This window comes from Xanthomonas sp. LMG 12461, assembly GCF_009192935.1.
GTDB classification, from domain to species: domain Bacteria; phylum Pseudomonadota; class Gammaproteobacteria; order Xanthomonadales; family Xanthomonadaceae; genus Xanthomonas_A; species Xanthomonas_A sontii.
Genome location: NZ_NQYT01000038.1, coordinates 22,062 through 42,472 on the forward strand (window position 1 = coordinate 22,062; position 20,411 = coordinate 42,472).

Annotated in this window: 18 protein-coding genes; 14 read left to right on the forward strand and 4 right to left on the reverse strand. The window is 69.1% G+C overall.

The window, feature by feature from the left end; translation table 11 throughout:
• The first annotated feature begins 443 nt into the window (after positions 1 to 443).
• Positions 444 to 1,556, forward strand: a complete 1,113-nt coding sequence (locus CEK68_RS10785; protein WP_226977845.1) for an alpha/beta hydrolase — start codon at positions 444 to 446, stop codon at positions 1,554 to 1,556.
• Positions 1,557 to 1,680: 124 nt separating this feature from the next.
• Here the strand turns inward: CEK68_RS10785 and CEK68_RS10790 are convergent, their stop codons facing one another.
• The 3 genes from CEK68_RS10790 to cysS all read right to left on the reverse strand — a co-directional run bounded on the left by CEK68_RS10790 (position 1,681) and on the right by cysS (position 4,994).
• Positions 1,681 to 2,931 (reverse strand): MFS transporter, encoded by a 1,251-nt coding sequence (locus tag CEK68_RS10790; RefSeq protein ID WP_152239354.1) that lies wholly within the window; start codon positions 2,929 to 2,931, stop codon positions 1,681 to 1,683.
• The gene (locus CEK68_RS10795; protein WP_017912501.1) at positions 2,928 to 3,368 is read right to left on the reverse strand and encodes a SufE family protein; all 441 of its coding nucleotides are present in this window, start codon (positions 3,366 to 3,368) and stop codon (positions 2,928 to 2,930) included. Before CEK68_RS10795 ends, CEK68_RS10790 begins: the two co-directional genes overlap by 4 nt.
• Positions 3,369 to 3,578: 210 nt before the next feature.
• Positions 3,579 to 4,994, reverse strand: coding sequence for a cysteine--tRNA ligase (cysS, locus tag CEK68_RS10800; RefSeq protein ID WP_193314168.1), 1,416 nt, complete (start codon positions 4,992 to 4,994; stop codon positions 3,579 to 3,581).
• Between the two features lie 142 nt (positions 4,995 to 5,136).
• On the opposite strand from cysS, the gene CEK68_RS10805 reads away from it, so the two are divergent.
• The 13 genes from CEK68_RS10805 to CEK68_RS10865 all read left to right on the forward strand — a co-directional run bounded on the left by CEK68_RS10805 (position 5,137) and on the right by CEK68_RS10865 (position 19,563).
• Positions 5,137 to 5,670, forward strand: coding sequence for a hypothetical protein (locus tag CEK68_RS10805; protein WP_152239356.1), 534 nt, complete (start codon positions 5,137 to 5,139; stop codon positions 5,668 to 5,670).
• 299 nt (positions 5,671 to 5,969) lie between these two features.
• Positions 5,970 to 7,001: an N-acetylornithine carbamoyltransferase gene (locus CEK68_RS10810; protein ID WP_017912498.1), complete on the forward strand. Its 1,032-nt coding sequence runs from the start codon at positions 5,970 to 5,972 to the stop codon at positions 6,999 to 7,001.
• Positions 7,002 to 7,059: 58 nt separating this feature from the next.
• Positions 7,060 to 8,295, forward strand: coding sequence for an argininosuccinate synthase (locus CEK68_RS10815; RefSeq protein ID WP_152239357.1), 1,236 nt, complete (start codon positions 7,060 to 7,062; stop codon positions 8,293 to 8,295).
• A 187-nt stretch (positions 8,296 to 8,482) separates the two neighbouring features.
• On the forward strand, positions 8,483 to 8,935 hold the full coding sequence (locus tag CEK68_RS10820; protein WP_017912496.1) for a GNAT family N-acetyltransferase: 453 nt from the start codon (positions 8,483 to 8,485) through the stop codon (positions 8,933 to 8,935).
• 6 nt (positions 8,936 to 8,941) lie between these two features.
• Positions 8,942 to 10,039, forward strand: coding sequence for an acetylornithine deacetylase (locus CEK68_RS10825; protein ID WP_152239358.1), 1,098 nt, complete (start codon positions 8,942 to 8,944; stop codon positions 10,037 to 10,039).
• 79 nt (positions 10,040 to 10,118) lie between these two features.
• A complete protein-coding gene (locus tag CEK68_RS10830; protein ID WP_017909775.1) occupies positions 10,119 to 11,435 on the forward strand; it encodes an acetylglutamate kinase in 1,317 nt (438 codons plus the stop codon).
• Between the two features lie 14 nt (positions 11,436 to 11,449).
• Entirely contained in the window at positions 11,450 to 12,079 is a 630-nt protein-coding gene (locus CEK68_RS10835) for a GNAT family protein (protein WP_152239359.1), read from the forward strand.
• Entirely contained in the window at positions 12,076 to 13,056 is a 981-nt protein-coding gene (gene argC / locus CEK68_RS10840) for an N-acetyl-gamma-glutamyl-phosphate reductase (RefSeq protein WP_152239360.1), read from the forward strand. The genes CEK68_RS10835 and argC overlap by 4 nt, the downstream gene beginning before the upstream one ends.
• Before the next feature lie 86 nt (positions 13,057 to 13,142).
• Positions 13,143 to 14,441, forward strand: coding sequence for an argininosuccinate lyase (argH, locus tag CEK68_RS10845; protein WP_152239361.1), 1,299 nt, complete (start codon positions 13,143 to 13,145; stop codon positions 14,439 to 14,441).
• A gap of 127 nt (positions 14,442 to 14,568) precedes the next feature.
• On the forward strand, positions 14,569 to 14,826 hold the full coding sequence (locus tag CEK68_RS10850; RefSeq protein ID WP_017912490.1) for a YciI family protein: 258 nt from the start codon (positions 14,569 to 14,571) through the stop codon (positions 14,824 to 14,826).
• Between the two features lie 4 nt (positions 14,827 to 14,830).
• Positions 14,831 to 16,012, forward strand: a complete 1,182-nt coding sequence (gene proB, locus CEK68_RS10855) for a glutamate 5-kinase (protein ID WP_150409052.1) — start codon at positions 14,831 to 14,833, stop codon at positions 16,010 to 16,012.
• Positions 16,013 to 16,164: 152 nt separating this feature from the next.
• On the forward strand, positions 16,165 to 17,412 hold the full coding sequence (locus CEK68_RS10860; protein WP_152239362.1) for a glutamate-5-semialdehyde dehydrogenase: 1,248 nt from the start codon (positions 16,165 to 16,167) through the stop codon (positions 17,410 to 17,412).
• Between the two features lie 234 nt (positions 17,413 to 17,646).
• Positions 17,647 to 19,563: a CocE/NonD family hydrolase gene (locus tag CEK68_RS10865; RefSeq protein ID WP_152239363.1), complete on the forward strand. Its 1,917-nt coding sequence runs from the start codon at positions 17,647 to 17,649 to the stop codon at positions 19,561 to 19,563.
• A 73-nt stretch (positions 19,564 to 19,636) separates the two neighbouring features.
• On the opposite strand, the gene CEK68_RS10870 is transcribed toward CEK68_RS10865, so the two are convergent.
• Complete coding sequence (locus CEK68_RS10870; RefSeq protein WP_152239364.1) at positions 19,637 to 20,170, reverse strand: hypothetical protein; 534 nt, start codon at positions 20,168 to 20,170, stop codon at positions 19,637 to 19,639.
• Between the last annotated feature and the right edge of the window lie 241 nt (positions 20,171 to 20,411).

The following is a 20,411-nucleotide window of genomic DNA, read 5'->3' on the forward strand; positions in this document are numbered from 1 at the left end:
GCCATGCCTGGCTCCGGGCGTCCACTGCCTCGTCACGAAAAAGCGAATGTTCCATTCGGCTGATTCCATCCGTGTTTCATATGGGAGCCGCGCGTTTCGAGGCGCGTCCATTTTCTAGAAGCGGGCTGAAACTTAATTCGGAGGAGATAATTTCGGGGCCTTCTTTCGCCTTCCTTTCTGTGTTTGCTGGCTTTCCATCTTGTCTACAAAATGCGTTTTACCGGTACTGGTTGGTGAAAAAATACGCCATGAAATTCAGTCGCTTGTCATCGGAATTTCAGTGCTGCGCGTGGCTTTGGAGAGGCTTTAAATGCGCCTGTCATGACGGTGTCGCATAATGGCGGCTGTGGTATATCGCCATGTCGACGCCGACAATCAATGTCACTGCTTGAAAATTATTTCCATTATGTATCCTCGCTCAGTTCGATAACGGAGCGTCGCGCTTGAACGGTCATTCCGACGTGGCCGGATCGGGTGCGCGCAAACTCCGTCGTCGCTGGCGCTGGCCGATCCTGATCGCCCTGTCACTGCTGGCGGTCGTTGCGCTGGGGCCGCGGGTCAGCGTGGCCTTGCCGCAGGTGGCGGCGCCGGCGGTGCCGCAGGATCCGCTGGCGCTGCAGGCCTGGATCGATGCGCGCGAACGTGCCACGCCGGGGCTGCGCCCGGACAACCAGGCGCGGATCGTCTGGGCCGATCCGGCGCATCCCGGGCGACGTGCGTGCGCCATGGTCTATCTGCATGGCTTCACCGCCAGCCAGGGCGAGGGCGCGCCCACCCACGTGCGGCTGGCGCGCAGCTTCGGCTGCAATCTGTATCTGCCGCGCCTGCCCGGGCACGGCCTGGTCGCAGCCGATGCGCTGCGCGGCGTCGATGCCGGCCGCCTGCTCGCGGGTGCGGCCGAGGCGCTGGCGGTGACCCGGGTGCTGGGCGACCGGGTGGTGGTGATCGGCAATTCGATGGGCGGTGCGCTGGCGACGCAGGCGGTGGCGGCGAATCCGCGCCAGGTGCAGGCGCTGGTGCTGTGGTCGCCGCTGGTGCGCGAGTACGGCGATCAGCTGCAGCCGATGTTGTGGCCGTGGGGCGCGCAGTTGCTGGCGTGGACGCACAACGATGGCGATCCGATCCTGCGCTATCCGGTCGACAGTGCCTACTGGGCCGACGCCACGCACCTGGACGGCTACCGCGCGCTGGCGGCGCTGACCCGCGGCGGCATGCGGCCGGCGACCTATGCGCGGATCCATGTGCCGGTGTTCCTGGGCTACTACTATCGCGATCCGCAGCACCAGGACCGCACGGTGTCGGTGGCGGCGTTGCAGGCGATGTTCAAGCAGCTGGGAACACCGCCGGCCTTGCGCCAGGCGGTGGATTTCCCTGGGGCGGACAATCACGTGCTGGCCTCGCCGATCCGCTCGCGGGCGGTGCCGGCGGTGTTCGCCGCCACCTGCCGGTTCCTGGCGGGGCAGGGCGGCCTGGTGCAGCCGGCCGGCGTGCCGGATTGCGCGCATGCCTGGGCCGACGACGAGGCGCAGGCGCGCGCGGCGACCGCCGCGCGCTGAGCGCGGCCATTTGCGGCGAATGGAAGGATGACTGGCGCGGTGCGCACGCGCCTGCGCCAGGGTGCGTGATGCACGACCGGGCCGAGCTGTCTCGCGTCCGACCCACACTCGCCATCAGCCAGACCTACTGCAGGTCGCGCAGATCCAGATTGCGCAGCTTGGGCGCCTTCCACGCGGTGATGCCGACCACGCCCAGGGTCACGCAACCGCCCAGCACCACCGCCGGCACCAGGTGGATCAATCGCGCCATCACGCCGTCGTAGAACGCGCCCAGTTCGTTCGACGAGCCGATGAAGATACCGTTGATCGAGGAGACGCGGCCGCGCATCGCGTCCGGCGTGGCCAGTTGCAGGATGGTCGAACGCACGATCACCGAGACGCCGTCGCACATGCCGTAGACCAGCAGGATCGCCGCCGACAGCCAGAAGTGCCGCGACAACCCGAAGGCGATGGTGCACAGGCCGAAGCCGGCCACCGCCAGCAGCAGCACGCGCCCGGCATTGCGCTGCAGCGGGTGCCGTGCCAGCCACACGCCGACCAGGATCGAGCCCAGCGCCGGCGCGCCGCGCAGGATGCCCAGGCCCTCGGGGCCGTAGTGCAGGATGTCGTGGATGAACGCCGGCAGCATCGACACCGCGCCGCCCAGCAGCACCGAGAACATGTCCAGGGCCATCGCGCCGAGCATGATCTGGTTGGAGAACACGAACTGCGCGCCTTCGGCGATGCTGCGGAAGATCGGTGCGCGCGGGCCTTCATGCACCGGCTCGGACACGCGCAGCAGCCACAGCGCCAGCAGCGCCGCGCTGGAGGCGCCGATGGCGGTGCCGTAGGCCAGGCTCTTGCCGCCCCAGCCGACCAGCAGGCCGCCCAGCGCCGGGCCGATCACCATGCCGGCCTGGAACGCCACGCTGCCGACGCTGGCGCCGCGCGCATAGGCCTCGCGCGGCAGGACGCGGGCGAACAGCGCGTTGTACACCGGCGACAGGAAGGCGCGCGCGGCGCCGGTCAGCGCGATCGCCGCGTAGATCGGCCACACGCCCTGCGCTGCCAGCCAGCCGCGGCTCACCGCCAGCAGGATCGCGGCGGTGGCGACCAGGCCGACGCTGGCGAGCATGCCCAGGTAGCGGCGCGGCAGGTGATCGACTAGGTAGCCGGCGAACGGGGCGATGCAGAAGAACGGCAGGATCTCGGCCAGCCCGATCAGCCCCAGCGAGAATGGATCGCGGGTGATCTCGTAGATATGCCAGCCGACGGTGACCGCGACGACCTGATAGGACAGCATCGCCAGGATGCGGTAGGCCAGCACCAGGGCGAAGCCGGGGTGCGCCAGCAGCGTGCGCAATGTCTGCGGTGGGGTGGGCAGCGGCGCGCTCATGCCTGCTGGGCGCGTGCGGTGTCCTGGATGAAGGCCAGCAGCGCGGCCAGGCCGTTGCTGCGGGTCGGCGACAGATGCTTGCCCAGGCCGATGGCGGCGACGAAGTCCGGCGCGGTGGCGAGGATGTCCGCGGCGCTGCGCCCGGAATAGACCCGCAGCGCCAGATAGATCAGCCCGGAGACGATCGCCGAGTCGCTGATCGCATGGAACACCAGGCGCTCGGCATTGCCCTCGGGCACGATCCACACCATCGACTGGCAGCCGTGCAGGCGATGCTCCTCCGTCTTCCAGTGCTCGGGAAAGGCGGGCAGCTTGCGGCCCAGGTCGATCAGGTACTGGTAGCGCTCGGACCAGTCGCCGAAGAAGCCGAACTCCTCGGCGATGGCGGCCTGGGCGTCGGCGGGCGTGGGTTCGAGCGGAAAGTCGGTGTCGGTCATCAGCAATCCAGAATCAAGCGATGTAAAGCCCCTCTCCCTCCGGGAGAGGGGTTGGGGTGAGGGTGCGGGCGTAGCCTCGCGAACTGTCTATGCGAGTCGCCTCGCGCCGTACCCTCATCCGGCGCCCGTACCCTCATCCGCCCCTTCGGGGCACCTTCTCCCAAGGGGAGAAGGGAACAGCCGCGCTTCTTCTGACTGCGCGTGTGGTGTTCACCCACGCTTCCAGCGTACGCCCTGTGGCGTGTCCTCCAGGACAATCCCGGCGTCGGCCAGTTCCTGGCGGATGGCGTCGGCGCGGGCGAAGTCGCGGGCCTTCTTGGCGTCGCTGCGGGCGTCGATCAGCGCCTGGATGCGGGCGTCGTCGTCGCTGCCGGCACCCTGGAACCAGACCTGGGGATCCTGCTGCAGCAGGCCCAGGGCCAGGCCGGCGCCGAGCAGACGGCCCTTGGCCTGGCACAGTGCGTCGGCACGTTGCGTGGCATCGGCGGGGTCGGGGCCGCCGGCCGGCGCCGCCTCGCGCAGTGCCTGTCGCGCCTGGGTCGCCAGGCTCGACAGCACCGACAGCGCCAGCGGCGTATTGAGGTCGTCGTCGAGGGCCTCTTCGATCTCGGCCGGAATGACGGCCTCAGCCTCGATGCCCTGCAGATCGCGCAGCGTTCCGTACAGGCCATCGAGCCGGGCCACCTGGGCCTGGATCAGGGCGTCGGACCAGTCCAGCGGCTGCCGATAGTGGGCACTGAGCAGTGCGCAGCGCAGCGCCTCCGGCGGATGCCGCTCGATCAGATCGTGCACGGTTTCGATGTTGCCCAGCGACTTGCTCATCTTGGCGCCGCTGAAGGTCAGCATGCCGTTGTGCAGCCAGACGCGGGCGAAGGTGGCGCCGCCGTGGGCGCATTCGCTCTGCGCGATCTCGTTCTCGTGGTGCGGGAACTGCAGGTCGACGCCGCCGGCATGGATGTCGATGGTCTCGCCCAGGTGCGCGGCGGCCATCGCCGAGCACTCGATGTGCCAGCCGGGGCGGCCGCGGCCCCATGGCGAGTCCCAGCCCGGCAGGTCGTCGCTGGAGGGCTTCCACAGCACGAAGTCGCCCGGGTCGCGCTTGTACGGGGCGACCTCGACGCGGGCGCCGGCCAGCATCTCCTCCGGGTCGCGCCGCGACAGCTTGCCGTAATCGGCGAAGCTGGCCACCGCGAACAGCACGTGGCCTTCGGCGGCATAGGCGTGGCCGCCGGCGATCAGCCGTTCGATCATCGCCACGATGTGCGGGATGTGCGCGGTGGCCGCCGGCTCGATGTCCGGCGGGGTCACGCCCAGCGCGGCCATGTCCTGGCGGTAGATGGCCGCGAAGCGGTCGGTGATGGCGGAGATCGGCACGCCCTGCGCCTGCGCGGCGGCGTTGATCTTGTCGTCCACGTCGGTGATGTTGCGGGCGTAGCGCAGCTTGCCGTAGCGGCGCCGCAGCAGTGCCGCCAGCACGTCGAACACCACCGGGCCGCGGGCGTTGCCGATGTGCGCGTAGTTGTAGACGGTGGGGCCGCAGACGTAGAGCGTCGGGCCGGCCACCGGATCGAGCGGTTCGAAGGCGTCGACCCGGCGGGTCAGGTTGTTGTGCAGGCGCAGGCTCATCGGCATCGGCGGTGGGGAAACCGTCCGATTCTACCGGCAGCCGTCGCCAGGCGGGCGCGCGGCGCGCCTGTCGGCTCGCGTTCAGCCCGACGCAAGCCGCCATGCCTACACTCATTGGTCTGCCCTTGCGAAGCTGCTGCCGATGCGCCCGAACCCGTTGTTGCCGCTGGTCGGCATCCTTGCCTGCGCCGCCGCGCCGGCCTGGGCGCAGGACTCCGAGGCGCGCAACCGGGTGGTGGTGATCGAGAACGTCAAGCTGGACTACGCCCAGGTGCTGAACGTGGAGCCGGTCTACCAGACCCTGCGCGCCACCCGCACTGAGCAGCAATGCGACCCGGCTCCCACGCCGGCCCCGACGGCGCCGGCGCCCAAGCCGGCCGAGGACGACAGCCGCTTGAACCGGCTGATGGATTCGGTGAAGGACATCTTCAGCCGCCGCCACGAGGAGCCGGCACCGCAGGCGGCTGCGCCGGCCGCGGCGCCGCAGGGGGGGCGCAACTGCCGGATGGTCGAGGTCGGCCGCGAGTTCCGCCGGCCCATCGCCTACGACGTGGACTATGTCTACAAGGGCACCAAGTACCGCTCGCGGCTGCCCGAGGATCCGGGCAACCGCCTGCGTATCCGCGTCTCGGTGGCGCCGTACGTGCCCGACGCGGTGGTGGTGCCCCCGCGCTGAGCGCCGCACGCGCTTGCGCCTGTGGCGTGCGCGTGCGAGGATGCGCGCCGATGAAAGCGAACCTGCCCCAGCACGATCTCAGCGCCGCACGCATGGCCTCGGGCATGACGTCGCGCGCGCGTCGACCGGAATCCCACATTCTCGCTGGGTAACCGGAGCGTCGTGCCGTTCGTTCTGAAAACCCAGCCCGAGGCTGGGTTTTTTCGTTTTCATCGGCCGGAAAAGTTTCACCCGTAAAGAACCTCCCTGTAGAACGCCTCGCGCGTCCCCGCGTCCCCACCGCTGCAAAGGATCGATCGATGTCTCTGAAGCACTTCTTGAACACCCAGGACTGGAGCCGCGCCGAGCTCGACGCGCTGCTGACCCAGGCGGCGCTGTTCAAGCGCAACCGCCTCGGCAGCGAGCTGAAGGGCAAGTCGATCGCGCTGGTGTTCTTCAACCCGTCCATGCGCACCCGCACCAGCTTCGAGCTGGGCGCGTTCCAGTTGGGCGGCCACGCGGTGGTGCTGCAGCCGGGCAAGGACGCGTGGCCGATCGAGTTCGACCTGGGCACGGTGATGGACGGCGACACCGAAGAGCACATCGCCGAGGTGGCGCGGGTGCTGGGTCGCTATGTGGACCTGATCGGCGTGCGCGCGTTCCCGAAGTTCGTCGACTGGGCCAAGGACCGCGAGGACCTGGTGCTGAAGAGCTTCGCCAAGTACTCGCCGGTGCCGGTGATCAACATGGAGACCATCACCCATCCCTGCCAGGAACTGGCGCATGCGCTGGCGCTGCAGGAGCACTTCGGCACCCGCGACCTGCGCGGCAAGAAGTACGTGCTGACCTGGACCTACCATCCCAAGCCGCTGAACACCGCGGTGGCCAATTCCGCGCTGACCATCGCCACCCGCCTGGGCATGGACGTGACCCTGCTGTGCCCAACCCCGGACTACGTGCTCGACGAGCGCTACATGGGCTGGGCCGCGCAGAACGTGCAGGAGAGCGGCGGCTCGCTGACCGTCAGCCACGACATCGACAGCGCCTACGCCGGTGCCGACGTGGTCTACGCCAAGAGCTGGGGCGCGCTGCCGTTCTTCGGCAACTGGGGCCCGGAGAAGCCGATCCGCGACCAGTACCAGCACTTCATCGTCGACGAACGCAAGATGGCGCTGACCAACAACGGCGTGTTCTCGCACTGCCTGCCGCTGCGCCGCAACGTCAAGGCCACCGACGCGGTGATGGATTCGCCCAACTGCATCGCCATCGACGAGGCCGAGAACCGCCTGCATGTGCAGAAGGCGATCATGGCGGCGCTTGCTTCGCAAGCGGGAATCGGGAATCGGGAATAGAGAATCGTCGCAGCAGCAGCCTTTGCCCCCACTTTTACGCGTCATCAAGGAAACCGCCATGAGCACCGCTTCTACCATTCCCGATTCCCCACTCCCCACTCCCGGCCTCAAGGACATCGTCCTCGCTTTCTCCGGCGGCCTCGACACCAGCTTCTGCATTCCCTACCTGCAGGCCAAGGGGTATGCGGTGCACACCGTGTTCGCCGACACCGGCGGCGTGGATGCCGAGGAGCGCGACTTCATCGAGAAGCGCGCCGCGGAACTGGGCGCGGCCAGCCACGTCACCGTCGACGGCGGCCCGGCGATCTGGGCCGGCTTCGTCAAGCCGTTCGTGTGGGCGGGCGAGGGCTACCAGGGCCAGTATCCGCTGCTGGTGTCGGACCGCTATCTGATCGTCGATGCCGCGCTCAAGCGCGCCGAGGAACTGGGCACCAAGACCATCGCCCACGGTTGCACCGGCATGGGCAACGACCAGGTGCGCTTCGACCTGGCGGTCAAGGCGCTGGGCGACTACGAGATCGTCGCCCCGATCCGCGAGATCCAGAAGGAACACACCCAGACCCGCGCCTACGAGCAGAAGTACCTGGAGGAGCGCGGCTTCGGCGTGCGTGCCAAGCAGCAGGCCTACACCATCAACGAGAACCTGCTTGGCCTGACCATGTCCGGCGGCGAGATCGACCGCTGGGAAGCGCCGGGCGAGGGCGCCCGCGGCTGGTGCGCGCCGCGCAGCGCGTGGCCGACCGAGCCGCTGACGGTGAAGCTGAAGTTCGTGCACGGCGAGGCGGTCGAGCTCGACGGCAAGGCGCTGCCGGGCGAGCAGATCCTGGCCAAGCTCAACAAGCTGTTCGCGCCCTACGGCGTGGGCCGCGGCGTGTACACCGGCGACACCGTGATCGGCCTGAAGGGCCGCATCGTATTCGAGGCGCCGGGCCTGGTGGCGCTGCTGGCCGCGCACCGCGCGCTGGAGGATGCGGTGCTGACCAAGCAGCAGAACCGCTTCAAGCCGGACGTGGCGCGCAAGTGGGTGGAGCTGGTGTACGAAGGCTTCTATCACGATCCGCTGAAGACCGACCTGGAAGCCTTCCTGAAGTCGTCGCAGGCCATGGTCAACGGCGAAGTGACGCTGGAGACCCGCGGCGGCCGCGTCGACGCGGTGGCGGTGAAGTCGCCGCACCTGCTCAACGCCAAGGGCGCGACCTACGCGCAGTCGGCGGACTGGGGCGTGGCCGAGGCCGAGGGCTTCATCAAGCTGTTCGGGATGAGCTCGACGCTGTACGCGCAGGTCAACCGCTGACGCGTAAAGCCCCTCTCCCTTCGGGAGAGGGGTTGGGGTGAGGGTCCGGGCGAAGCCTCGCACTAGTTGGTTGCGCGAGCTTCGCCAGGATCTTCACCTGCTAGCGCGATTGGCTTCACCAGGCTTCGCTCGTACCCTCATCCGCCCCTGCGGGGCACCTTCTCCCGAGGGGAGAAGGACCTGTCTGATGGACCTCATGCACGCACTGCGCATCAGCACCGACAAGCAGGAACTGGATCTGCCGTTGATCCATCGCTTCCTAAGCGAGCAGGCCTATTGGAGCCTGGGCATCCCGCTGGACACGGTGCAGCGGGCGATCGCCGGTTCGCTGTGCTTCGGCGGCCATCTCGATGGCGTCGGGCAGGTGGCGTTCGCCCGGGTGATCACCGACGGCGCGATTTTCGCCTATCTCGCCGACGTGTTCGTGCTCGACGCCCACCGCGGCCGCGGCTACGGCAAGCAGCTGGTGGCGGCGGTGATGGCCCACCCGCAGCTGCAAGGCCTGCGTCGCTTCATGCTCGCCACCTCCGATGCGCATGCGCTGTACGCCCAGTATGGGTTCGCCGCGCCGGCGCGGCCGCAGTCGTTGATGGAAATCGCCTATCCCGATCTCTACCGCACCAGCACCACGGCAGCCTGACACACCATGACCGATCTGCTCGAATCCACCCTGACCCACCTGAAAGAACTGGTGTCCTTCGACACCCGCAATCCGCCGCGGGCGATCGGCACCGATGGCATCTTCGACTACCTCCGTGCGCAGCTGCCCGGCTTCGCGGTGGAGGTGATCGACCACGGCGCCGGCGCGGTCAGCCTGTACGCGGTACGCGGCACGCCGAAGTACCTGTTCAACGTGCACCTGGACACGGTGCCGGATTCGCCGCACTGGAGCGCCGATCCGCACGTCATGCGGCGCCTGGACGATCGCGTGGTCGGCCTGGGCGTGTGCGACATCAAGGGCGCGGCGGCGGCGCTGCTGGCCGCGGCCAATGCCGGCGACGGCGATGCCGCGTTCCTGTTCTCCAGCGACGAGGAAGCCAACGACCCGCGCTGCATCGCCGCGTTCCTGGCCCGCGGTATTCCCTATGAAGCGGTGCTGGTGGCCGAGCCGACCATGAGCGAGGCGGTGCTGGCGCACCGCGGCATCAGTTCGGTGCTGATGCGCTTCGCCGGCCGCGCCGGGCATGCCTCCGGCAAGCAGGATGCCGCGGCCAGCGCCCTGCATCAGGCAATGCGCTGGGGCGGCCGTGCGCTGGACCATGTGGAGTCGCTGGCGCATGCGCGCTTCGGCGGGCTGACCGGGCTGCGCTTCAACATCGGCCGGGTCGAGGGCGGGATCAAGGCCAACATGATCGCGCCGGCGGCGGAGCTGCGCTTCGGTTTCCGGCCGCTGCCGTCGATGGATGTGGATGCGTTGCTGGCGACCTTCGCCGGCTTCGCCGAGCCGGCCGCGGCGCATTTCGAGGAGACCTTCCGCGGGCCGAGCCTGCCGTCGGGAGACATTGCGCGCGCCGAGGACAAGCGCCTGGCCGCGCGCGACGTCGCCGATGCGCTGGAGCTGCCGATCGGCAACGCGGTGGACTTCTGGACCGAGGCCTCGCTGTTCTCCGCCGGCGGCTACACCGCGCTGGTCTACGGCCCGGGCGACATCGCCCAGGCGCATACCGCCGACGAGTTCGTGACGCTGGAGCAACTGCAGCGCTACGCCGCCTCGGTGCATCGCATCATCAACGGCCCGCGCTGAGCCGCGCGCCTTTCCACGTCGCCCGGACCGATCCTGCGATCGGCTCCACCCTGGATTCCTTCGGACATCGCCCCACGCCATGCACGCCAACCGCCAAACCCGCCAGACCATCGTGCGCCTGCTCTCGAGCATGGCCAGCGCGAAGGAGATCAGCCAGTACCTCAAGCGCTTCTCGCAACTGGACGCCAAGCGCTTCGCCGTGGTCAAGGTCGGCGGCGCGGTGCTGCGCGACGACCTGGAGGCGCTGACTTCCTCGCTGTCGTTCCTGCAGGAAGTCGGCCTGACCCCGATCGTGCTGCACGGCGCCGGCCCGCAGTTGGACGCGGAGCTGTCCGCCGCCGGCATCGACAAGCAGACCGTCAACGGCCTGCGGGTGACCTCGCCGGAAGCGCTGGCGATCGTGCGCCGGGTGTTCCAGGCTTCCAATCTGAAGCTGGTCGAGGCGCTGCAGCAGAACGGCGCGCGCGCCACCTCGATCACCGGCGGCGTGTTCGAGGCGCAGTACCTGGACCGCGATACCTACGGGCTGGTCGGCGAGGTCACCGCGGTGAACCTGGCGCCGATCGAGGCCAGCCTGCAGGCCGGCTCGATCCCGGTCATCACCAGCCTGGGCGAGACCCCCAGCGGCCAGATCCTCAACATCAACGCCGATTTCGCCGCCAACGAACTGGTGCAGGAACTGCAGCCGTACAAGATCATCTTCCTCACCGGCACCGGCGGCCTGCTCGACGAGAAGGGCACGGTGATCGATTCGATCAACCTGTCCACCGAGTACGACCACTTGATCGCGCAGCCGTGGATTCATGGCGGCATGAAGGTGAAGATCGAGCAGATCAAGGACCTGCTGGACCGGCTGCCGCTGGAGTCGTCGGTGTCGATCACGCGCCCGGCCGACCTGGCCAAGGAACTGTTCACCCACAAGGGCTCGGGCACCCTGGTGCGGCGCGGCGAAAAGGTGCTGCGCGCCACGGCGTGGAGCGAGCTGGACCTGCCGCGGCTGAAGACCCTGATCGAATCCAGTTTCGGCCGCACCCTGGTGCCGGACTATTTCGACACCACCAAGCTGCTGCGCGCCTACGTCAGCGAGAACTATCGCACCGCGGTGATCCTGACCGACGAGGGCGGCTACACCTACCTGGACAAGTTCGCCGTGCTCGACGACGCGCAGGGCGAGGGCCTGGGCCGCGCGGTGTGGAACGTGATGCGCGAGGAGACGCCGCAGCTGTTCTGGCGTTCGCGCCACAACAACCAGGTCAACATCTTCTACTACGCCGAGTCCGACGGCTGCTTCAAGCAGGAGAAGTGGAAGGTGTTCTGGTACGGCCTGGAGACCTTCGAGCAGATCCAGCACTGCGTGGCGCATTGCGCGACGCGCACGCCGACCCTGCAGGGTTGAGCGGCGCCTTCGTCATGACCGTTCCCATCTCCAGCATCGATCCCGTGCTGCCCGAGGCCTGGCGCCACGTGCCCACACTGCGCGGGCGCCACGTCAGCCTGGAGCCGCTGCAGGCGGCGCATGCCGAGGGCCTGCGCGCCGCGCTGCGCGGCAGCGGCCTGGACGCGCTGTGGTACACCAATGTGCCGGCGCCAGAGCGGGTGGACGCCTACGTCGCTGCCGCGCTGGAGGTGCAGGCGCTGGGCCGGGTGCTGCCGTTCGTGGTGCGCGATGCGCAGGGCGAGATCGTCGGCAGCACGCGTTTCTACGGCCTGGATCCGCAGGTGCCGACGCTGTCGATCGGCTACACCTGGTATGCGCCGCGGGTGCAGCGCAGTGGCCTGAACACCGAGGCCAAGCTGTTGCTGCTTGGCCACGCCTTCGAATCGCTGGGCTGCCTCAGCGTGGTGTTCGAGACCAGCTGGTTCAACCATGCCTCGCGCACCGCGATCGCGCGGCTGGGGGCCAAGCAGGACGGCGTGCTGCGCAACCACAAGCGTCACGCCGACGGCACCCCGCGCGACACCGTCATCTTCTCCATCATCGATACGGAATGGGCCGGGGTGAAACGCCACCTGCAGTTCCGCCTGGATTCGCACGCATGAGCACTTCCATTCATTCCATCGGCATCGTCGGCGCCCGTGGCCACACCGGCGCCGAACTGATCCGCCTGATCGCCGCGCATCCGCAGTTGCGGCTGGCCTTCCTGTCCTCGCGCGAGCTGGACGGGCAGCGCGTCGATGCGCACCACGACGCTTACGAAGGCGAGTTGCGCTACGAGAATCTCGACCCGGACGCGGTGGCGGCCAAGCGCGCCGACGTGGTGGTGCTGGCGCTGCCCAACGGCAAGGCCGCGCCCTATGTGGCGGCGCTGGATGCGGCGGTCGCCGCCGGCGCGCCCGACCCGATCGTGGTCGATCTCTCTGCGGACTACCGCTTCGACCCGGCCTGGTACTACGGCCTGCCGGAACTGACCCGCGCCGGCTATGCCGGGCAGCGCCGCATCAGCAATCCGGGCTGCTACGCCACCGCGATGCAGTTGGCGATCGCGCCGCTGCGCGAGCAGCTCGCCGGGCCGCCGCAGTGCTTCGGCGTGTCCGGCTATTCCGGCGCCGGCACCACGCCGTCGGACAAGAACAACCCGGCGCTGCTGCACGACAACCTGATGCCCTACGCGCTGACCGACCACATGCACGAGCGCGAGGTGTCCGCGCAGCTCGGCGTGCCGGTGGAATTCATGCCGCACGTGGCGCCGCATTTCCGTGGCATCACCATGACCGTGAACCTGTGGCTGCAGCAACCGCTCAAGCTGGACGCGGTGCAGCAGTTGTATCGCACGCGCTATGCCGATGAGCCGCTGATCGAGGTAGTCGACGAGGCGCCGTGGGTCAGCCGCATCGCCGGCCGCCACGGCGTGCAGCTCGGCGGCTTCACCCTTGCCCCGGGCAACAAGCGGCTGGTGCTGGTGGCGACCCTGGACAACCTGCTCAAGGGCGCCGCGACGCAGGCGATGCAGAACCTCAACCTGGCGCTGGGCGTTGACGAACTGACCTCGATCCCGCGGATGGACACGCCGGCGTAGGGCGCCACCTCAGCGCGGCGTCCATCACCGCCGCAGCGCGCCGCTTTCCGAATCCCCATTCCCCATTCCCCAATCCCGGCTCTCCAATGACCAATCTGCTCTGGCAAAAACCCGGCGTCGCCGTCGACACGCAGATCCAGGCCTTCCTGGCCGGCGACGACGTGCTCCTGGACCGCGAGTTCTTCCTGCACGACATCGCCGCCAGCGGCGCGCACGCCGAGGGCCTGCAGCGCATCGGCATCCTGTCCGCCGACGAACTGGCCGGGCTGCAGCGCGAGCTGGCGGTGCTGGCCGAGGATTTCCGCAGCGGCGCGTTCGTGCTGGATGCGCGCTTCGAGGACGGGCACTCGGCGATCGAGGCGCGGCTGACCGAACGCCTGGGCGATGCCGGGCGCAAGATCCACACCGGACGCAGCCGCAACGACCAGATCCTGGTGGCCACCCGGCTGTGGCTGAAGGACAGGCTGGCGCGGCTGGCGCAACTGAGCGCGGAGATCGCCAAGGTGGCGCTGGACCGCGCGCGGGCCGAGCGCGACCTGCCGGTGCCCGGCTACACCCACATCCAGCGCGCCGTGGTGTCCTCGGCGGGCATGTGGTGGGCGGGCTGGGCCGAGGCCTTCATCGACGACGCGCTGCGCGCCCGCGACACCCTGCGCCTGGTCGACTGCAATCCGCTGGGCACCGCCGCCGGCTACGGCGTCAACCTGCCGCTGGACCGTGCGCACACCACCGCCGCGCTGGGCTTCGCGCGCCTGCAGGTCAGCCCGATCTACGCGCAGCTCTCGCGCGGCAAATTCGAGATGGCCGCGCTGGAAGCGCTGGGCAGCGCCACCCTGGATCTGCGCCGCCTGGCCTGGGATCTGTCGCTGTTCACCAGCGGCGAATTCGGGTTCGTCGCGTTGCCGGCGCAGTACACCACCGGCAGCTCGATCATGCCCAACAAGCGCAACCCCGACGTGATCGAGCTGATGCGCGCCACCCACGCCAGCGTGGCTGCCGCGCGCACCGAGATCGAACAGTTGCTGTCGTTGCCGTCGGGCTATCACCGCGATCTGCAGAGCAGCAAGGGTGCGATCTTCCACGGTTTCGGCCGCGGCCTGGCCGCGCTGGAGCTGCTGCCGGCGCTGCTGGCCAACCTGGAGTGGCGCGAGGACAGGCTGCGCGCGGCGATCGATTCGGGCATGTACGCCACCGACGTGGCGGTGGAAGCCGCAGTGGCCGGTGTGCCGTTCCGCGAGGCCTACCAGGCCGCCGCCGCATCCGCCGACAGCGCAGGGCAGGGGCGCACGCCGGAAGGCAGCCTGGCCGCGCGGGTCTCGCCGGGCGCCGCCGCCGATCTGCGCCTGGACGAGCTGCAGGCGCGTTGGCAGGCGCTGGAGGCTTGATTGCCTGTGGGAGGGCTTCAACCGCGACGCCTCGGCGCTATAACGCGTCGGGGCTGAAGCCCCTCCCACAAAAAGCATTCGCTGCGACGCCGAACATGCAAACCGATTGCAGAAGGAACACCGTACGATGAAGCACTACCTGGTCCTGGCGATGCGCAAACCGAGCTTCGACGAGCGCGTGGTCGCGCCGCATCAGGCCTTCCTCGACGACCTGCGCGCGCGCGGCCTGCTGGCGCTGACCGGCGGCTTCAGCGACCGCAGCGGCGGCGCCTACCTGCTGCAGGGCGTGGACGACCTGGCGCAGGCCCAGGCGATCGTCGCCGCCGATCCGCTGGCGATCCAAGGTTGCTCCGACCTCACCGTGTACGAATGGAACACGCGCTGATCCCATGACCTCGCAGACGCCATCGCCCTTCGTCGAACAACGCCTGCCGCCGTGGCGGCGCGCGGTGCTCAAGGTCGGCAGCAGCTTGCTGGCCGCCGACGGCGGCGGGCTGACCCCGCGCTTCGCGCTGGGCCTGGCGCAGTTCGTCTCGGCCAACCTGGCGGCCGGGCGCGAACTGGTGATCGTGTCCTCCGGCGCGGTGGCCGCCGGACGCGCCATCGTGCCCAAGGCTGCCGAGGCCGGTGCGGCGCTGGCGGCACGGCAGGCGCTGGCCGCGCTCGGCCAGGCGCAGCTGATCGCGCTGTGGCAGCGCTTCTTCGAGCGGCCGGTGGCGCAGGTGCTGCTGACCCACGACGACCTGCGCAACCGTCGCCGCTACCTCAACGCGCGCGCCACGCTGGGCGAACTGTTGCGGCTGGGCGCGCTGCCGGTGGTGAACGAGAACGACACCGTCTCGGTAGACGAGCTCAAGCTCGGCGACAACGACAATCTGGCCGCGATCGTCGCCGCCCTGGTCGATGCCGATGCGCTGTTCATCGCCACCGATATCGACGGCCTGTACACCGCCGACCCGCGCCGCGACCCGCAGGCGCAGCCGCTGCACGAGGTGCAGGAACTGAGCGCGGCGGTGCTGGCCATGGCAGGCGGCAGCGGCAGCGGCGTGGGCACCGGCGGCATGCGCACCAAGCTGGAGGCGGCGGCCAAGGCCGGCGCCGCCGGCATCGAGACCTATTTGTTCAACGGCCGCAGTGCAGAGGTGCTGCGCGGCCTGGCCCAGGACAGCCTGCGCGGCACCCGCATCCATGCCGCGCGCACCCGCATCGCCGCGCGCAAGTACTGGCTGCGCCACGTGCCGGTGGAACCGGGAGCGATCCTGGTCGATGCCGGTGCTGCCGCCGCGCTGCTCGACAAGGGCGCCTCGTTGCTGCCGGGCGGCGTGGCCGGCGCCGTGGGCGAGTTCCGCCGCGGCGACATGGTGGAAGTGCGCCTGCGCGACGCGGCCGGCGAGCGCTGCCTGGCGCGCGGCGTCAGCCAGTACGCGGCAGTGGACATCCGTCGCATCGCCGGCCGCCACTCGCGCGACATCGAGGCGATCCTGGGCTACAACTATGGCGAGAATGTGATTCATCGCGACGATCTGGTGGTGGTGCGGGAATCGGGAGTCGGGAATGGGGAGTCGGCGTAATCGCGCCCGCCCCGCGCCGGCCGCGTCTGCGCCGCAAGGCCGGCACCTGCATCGCGCCTCGCATTCGCCGCCTCTGATTTCCTCGCGTCGCGCGTAGCCTTTTTGAATCCCGAATCCCGAATCCCGAATCCCGAATCCACCGGAGCCGCCCAATGACCTCCATCCGCACCCAGGCCCTGCAATGCCGCGATGCCGCGCAAGCGCTGGCGCAGCTGTCGTCGCCGGCCAAACAGGCCTTGCTGGAGGCGATGGCGGCGGCACTGGAGGCCGATGCGCAGGCGATCCTCGCCGCCAACGCGCGCGATCTGGAGGCGGCGCGGGCCAAGGACGTCGGCAGCGCGATGCTGGACCGGCTGGCGCTGGACGGCAAACGCCTGGCCGGCATCGCCGCGGCGCTGCGCGAGGTGGCGGGCCTGCCCGACCCGGTGGGGCAGGTCACCCGCGACGACGTGCGCCCCAACGGCATCCGCGTGCAGAAGATCCGCGTGCCGCTGGGCGTGGTGGCGATGATCTACGAGGCGCGCCCCAACGTTACCGCCGACGCCGCGGCGCTGTGCATCAAGGCCGGCAACGGGGTGATCCTGCGCGGCGGCTCCGAGGCGATCCACTCCAACACCGCCATCGCCGCGGCGCTGCGCCGTGCCTTGCGCGACGCCGGCATCGGCGAGGCCGCGCTGACCCTGGTCGAGGATCTGCGCCGCGACACCATGCTGGAACTGCTGCAGCTCCACGACATCGTCGACCTGGCGATCCCGCGCGGCGGCGAAGGCCTGATCCGCTTCGTCGCCGAACATGCGCGGGTGCCGGTGATCAAGCACTACAAGGGCGTATGCCATCTGTTCGTCGACGCCTCGGCGGACTTGGCGCTGGCGGTGAAGCTGCTGGTCGACGGCAAGACCACGCGGCCGGCCGCCTGCAATTCGCTGGAAACGCTGCTGGTGCACGCCGACGTGGCCGCGCGCTTCCTGCCGCTGGCCGCGCAGGCGCTGCGCGAACGCGGCGTCTCCCTGCGCGGCGATGCCGCCACCCGCGCGCTGCTGCCGGACATCGACCCCGCCAGCGACGACGACTACGCCGCCGAATATCTGGACCTGATCCTGGCGGTGGCGGTGGTGCCCGACCTGGACGCGGCGATCGCGCACATCCGCCGCTACGGCTCGGATCACACCGAAGTCATCGCCACCGCCGATGCGGCCAACGCCGAGGCCTTCGTGCAGGCGCTGCGCGCGGCAGTGGTGATGGTCAACGCCTCCTCGCGCTTCTCCGACGGCGGCGAACTCGGCCTGGGCGCGGAGATCGGCATCTCCACCACGCGCCTGCACGCCTACGGCCCGATGGGCCTGGAAGCGCTGACCGTGGAGCGCTTCGTGGTGCGCGGCGAAGGCCAGGTGCGGCACTGAGGCGCTGCGATCCTGGTCGGTCGGGCGCCTGAGCTGCCTGGCAAGGGAGTGATCTGCGTCGCGTCGGTGGAGCTGGGGCAGGGCAGCCACCTGAGCTGATTGGCATGGCGTGCCTGCGCGCTCGCGTGCCCGCGGCGCCAACGGCGAGGGTCGGCGACCCAGCCTTTGTCACTTGCCGAGTGAGGCGCCGTCGCCTAGCGTCGCGGATTCGCCTCCTTTCGGGATCCAATGCCCATGCGCCGCCTCGCTCCCTGCCTGCTCGCCGCTGCTGTCGCCCTCGCCACCGCCGGCACCGCGTTCGCCCAGACCGCGCCGATGACCCCGGACATCACCGGCAAGCCCTTCGTCGCGCCGACCGCGGCCAACGACTACATCAAGCGCGAGGTGATGATCCCGATGCGCGACGGGGTCAAGCTGCACACGGTGATCGTGCTGCCCAAGGGCGCGCACGGCGCGCCGATGCTGCTGACCCGTACGCCCTACGACGCCAGCGGCCGTGCCAGCCGGCTGGCCTCGCCGCACATGCGCGATCTGCTGCCGCAGGGCGACGAGGTGTTCGTCGATGGCGGCTACATCCGCGTGTTCCAGGATATCCGTGGCAAATACGGCTCGGAGGGCGACTACGTGGTGACCCGGCCGCTGCGCGGGCCGCTCAACCCGACCAAGGTCGACCATGCCACCGACGCCTGGGACACCATCGACTGGCTGGTCAAGCACGTGCCCGAATCCAACGGCAAGGTCGGCATGATCGGTTCGTCCTACGAGGGCTTCACCGTGGTGATGGCGCTGGCCGATCCGCATCCGGCGCTGAAGGTGGCCGCGCCGGAAAGCCCGATGATCGACGGCTGGATGGGCGACGACTGGCTCAACTACGGCGCCTTCCGCCAGGTCAACCTGGACTACTTCACCGGCCAGATGACCCGGCGCGGCAAGGGCGAGGGCATCCCGCGCCAGGGCTACGACGACTACAGCAATTTCCTGCGCGCCGGCTCGGCCGGCGACTACGCCAAGGCTGCCGGGCTGGAGCAGTTGCCGTGGTGGCGCAAGCTCACCGAGCACCCGGCCTACGACGCGTTCTGGCAGGAGCAGGCGCTGGACAAGGTGATGGCGCGCACCCCGCTGAAGGTGCCGACGATGTGGCTGCAGGGGCTGTGGGACCAGGAAGACATGTGGGGCGCGATCCACAGCTACGAGGCGATGGAGCCGCGCGATACCGGCAACGACAAGAACTACCTGGTGATGGGGCCGTGGCGGCACAGCCAGGTCAACTACGAGGGCGCCTCGCTGGGTGCGCTGCAGTTCGACGGCGATACCGCGCTGCAGTTCCGCCGCGACGTGCTCAAGCCGTTCTTCGATCAGTACCTGGTCGACGGCGCGCCCAAGGCCGACACGCCGCCGGTGCTGATCTACGACACCGGCGCCAACCACTGGGACCGCCTGCAGCGCTGGCCGCTGAGCTGCGCGCAGGGCTGCCCGGCGCAGAGCAAGCCGCTGTACCTGGAGGCCGGCGGCCGCGTCTCGTTCGAGGCGCCCAAGGCCGGGCAGGGCGAGTACACCGAGTACGTGTCCGACCCGGCCAAGCCGGTGCCGTTCGTGCCGCGCCCGGTGGTTTTCGGCGACCGCGACATGTGGACCACCTGGCTGGTGCACGACCAGCGCTTCGTCGACGGCCGCCCGGACGTGCTGACCTTCGTCAGCGAACCGCTGCAGGCGCCGCTGCGCATCGCCGGCGCGCCGCAGGTGAACCTGCAGGCCTCCACCAGCGGCAGCGACAGCGACTGGGTGGTGAAGCTGATCGACGTGTACCCGGACCAGATGGCGTCCGATCCGAAACTGGGCGGCTACGAATTGCCGGTGTCGCTGGCGATCTTCCGCGGCCGCTACCGCGAAAGCTTCGAGCATCCGGCGCCGCTGACCCCGAACCAGCCGCTGGCCTACCGCTTCGGCCTGCCCACCGCCAACCACACCTTCGAGCGTGGCCACCGGGTGATGGTGCAGGTGCAGTCGAGCCTGTTCCCGCTGTACGACCGCAATCCGCAGACCTACGTGCCGAACATCTACTTCGCCAAGCCCGGCGATTACCAGAAGGCGACGCAGCGGATCTGGCACACGCCGCAGCAGGCGAGCTACATCAGTTTGCCGGTGGAGTGAGCCAATTCCCGATCCCGCGCGTCGTGCGCGGGATCGTGGTGGGACCACGCGGTGTGGGGCGTCGCCGGGGCGTTTACAGGTTGCGCAAGCCTTGCGTGATTTGCTCTATGCCGTCCTGCGGGTGGAAGTCCTTCCAGAGTCCGCTCGTGCCGGGCGGATTGGAGCGGATCAGCACTTCGCCGAGGGCCAGCGCAAAGGCCGTTCCCTGGCCGACCTCGTCGAAGGTCAGTGCGCGTGTGGTACCGGAGACCCGGATCTTCAGATCATTGGCAAGTTTCTGGGCCGGCTCCCACAGTTCGTTATCGCCGAGCGTGCCCTGTTGCGTCGCGGTGCCGCTGGCGCAGTTCGCCAGCACCACCCAGGGGCACTGCGAGCCACGCACCAGCGTGGTCAGGCTGCCCAGCACGCCGCTCTTGAGCAGTTCGCTGCGGTGGCCGACCACGATCAGACTCATGTAGCCGTCCAGTGCGCTGCTGGTGAGCTTGCGGCCGTCGATCACGTTCGAATAGGCCGAGAATCTGGCATTGAGGCGTTTCGCCTCGCGTTCTCCATCGTTGGCGGAATCGGGAATCCAGGTAATCAGGGTGTGGATGGTTTTGCCGGGCATGGAAGTGTCCTCGTGACGCGTCGGGAGGGCGGGCGCGTGATGCGCTCGGGCCGCTGACGCAATGCCGAGACAGGGGACGGGATGCGAGCAGCGGTTCCCACGATGGACACTGATGTGCATCACCGGGATCGGTGCGGTGCCGATGTTCGCCGTCGTGCAGACCGATCCGGGTCGCCGCCGCAAGCGGCCAAGTACGCCGTAGCAATGCGGGGGCGACGCCACGCCGTCGCGAGACCGGATT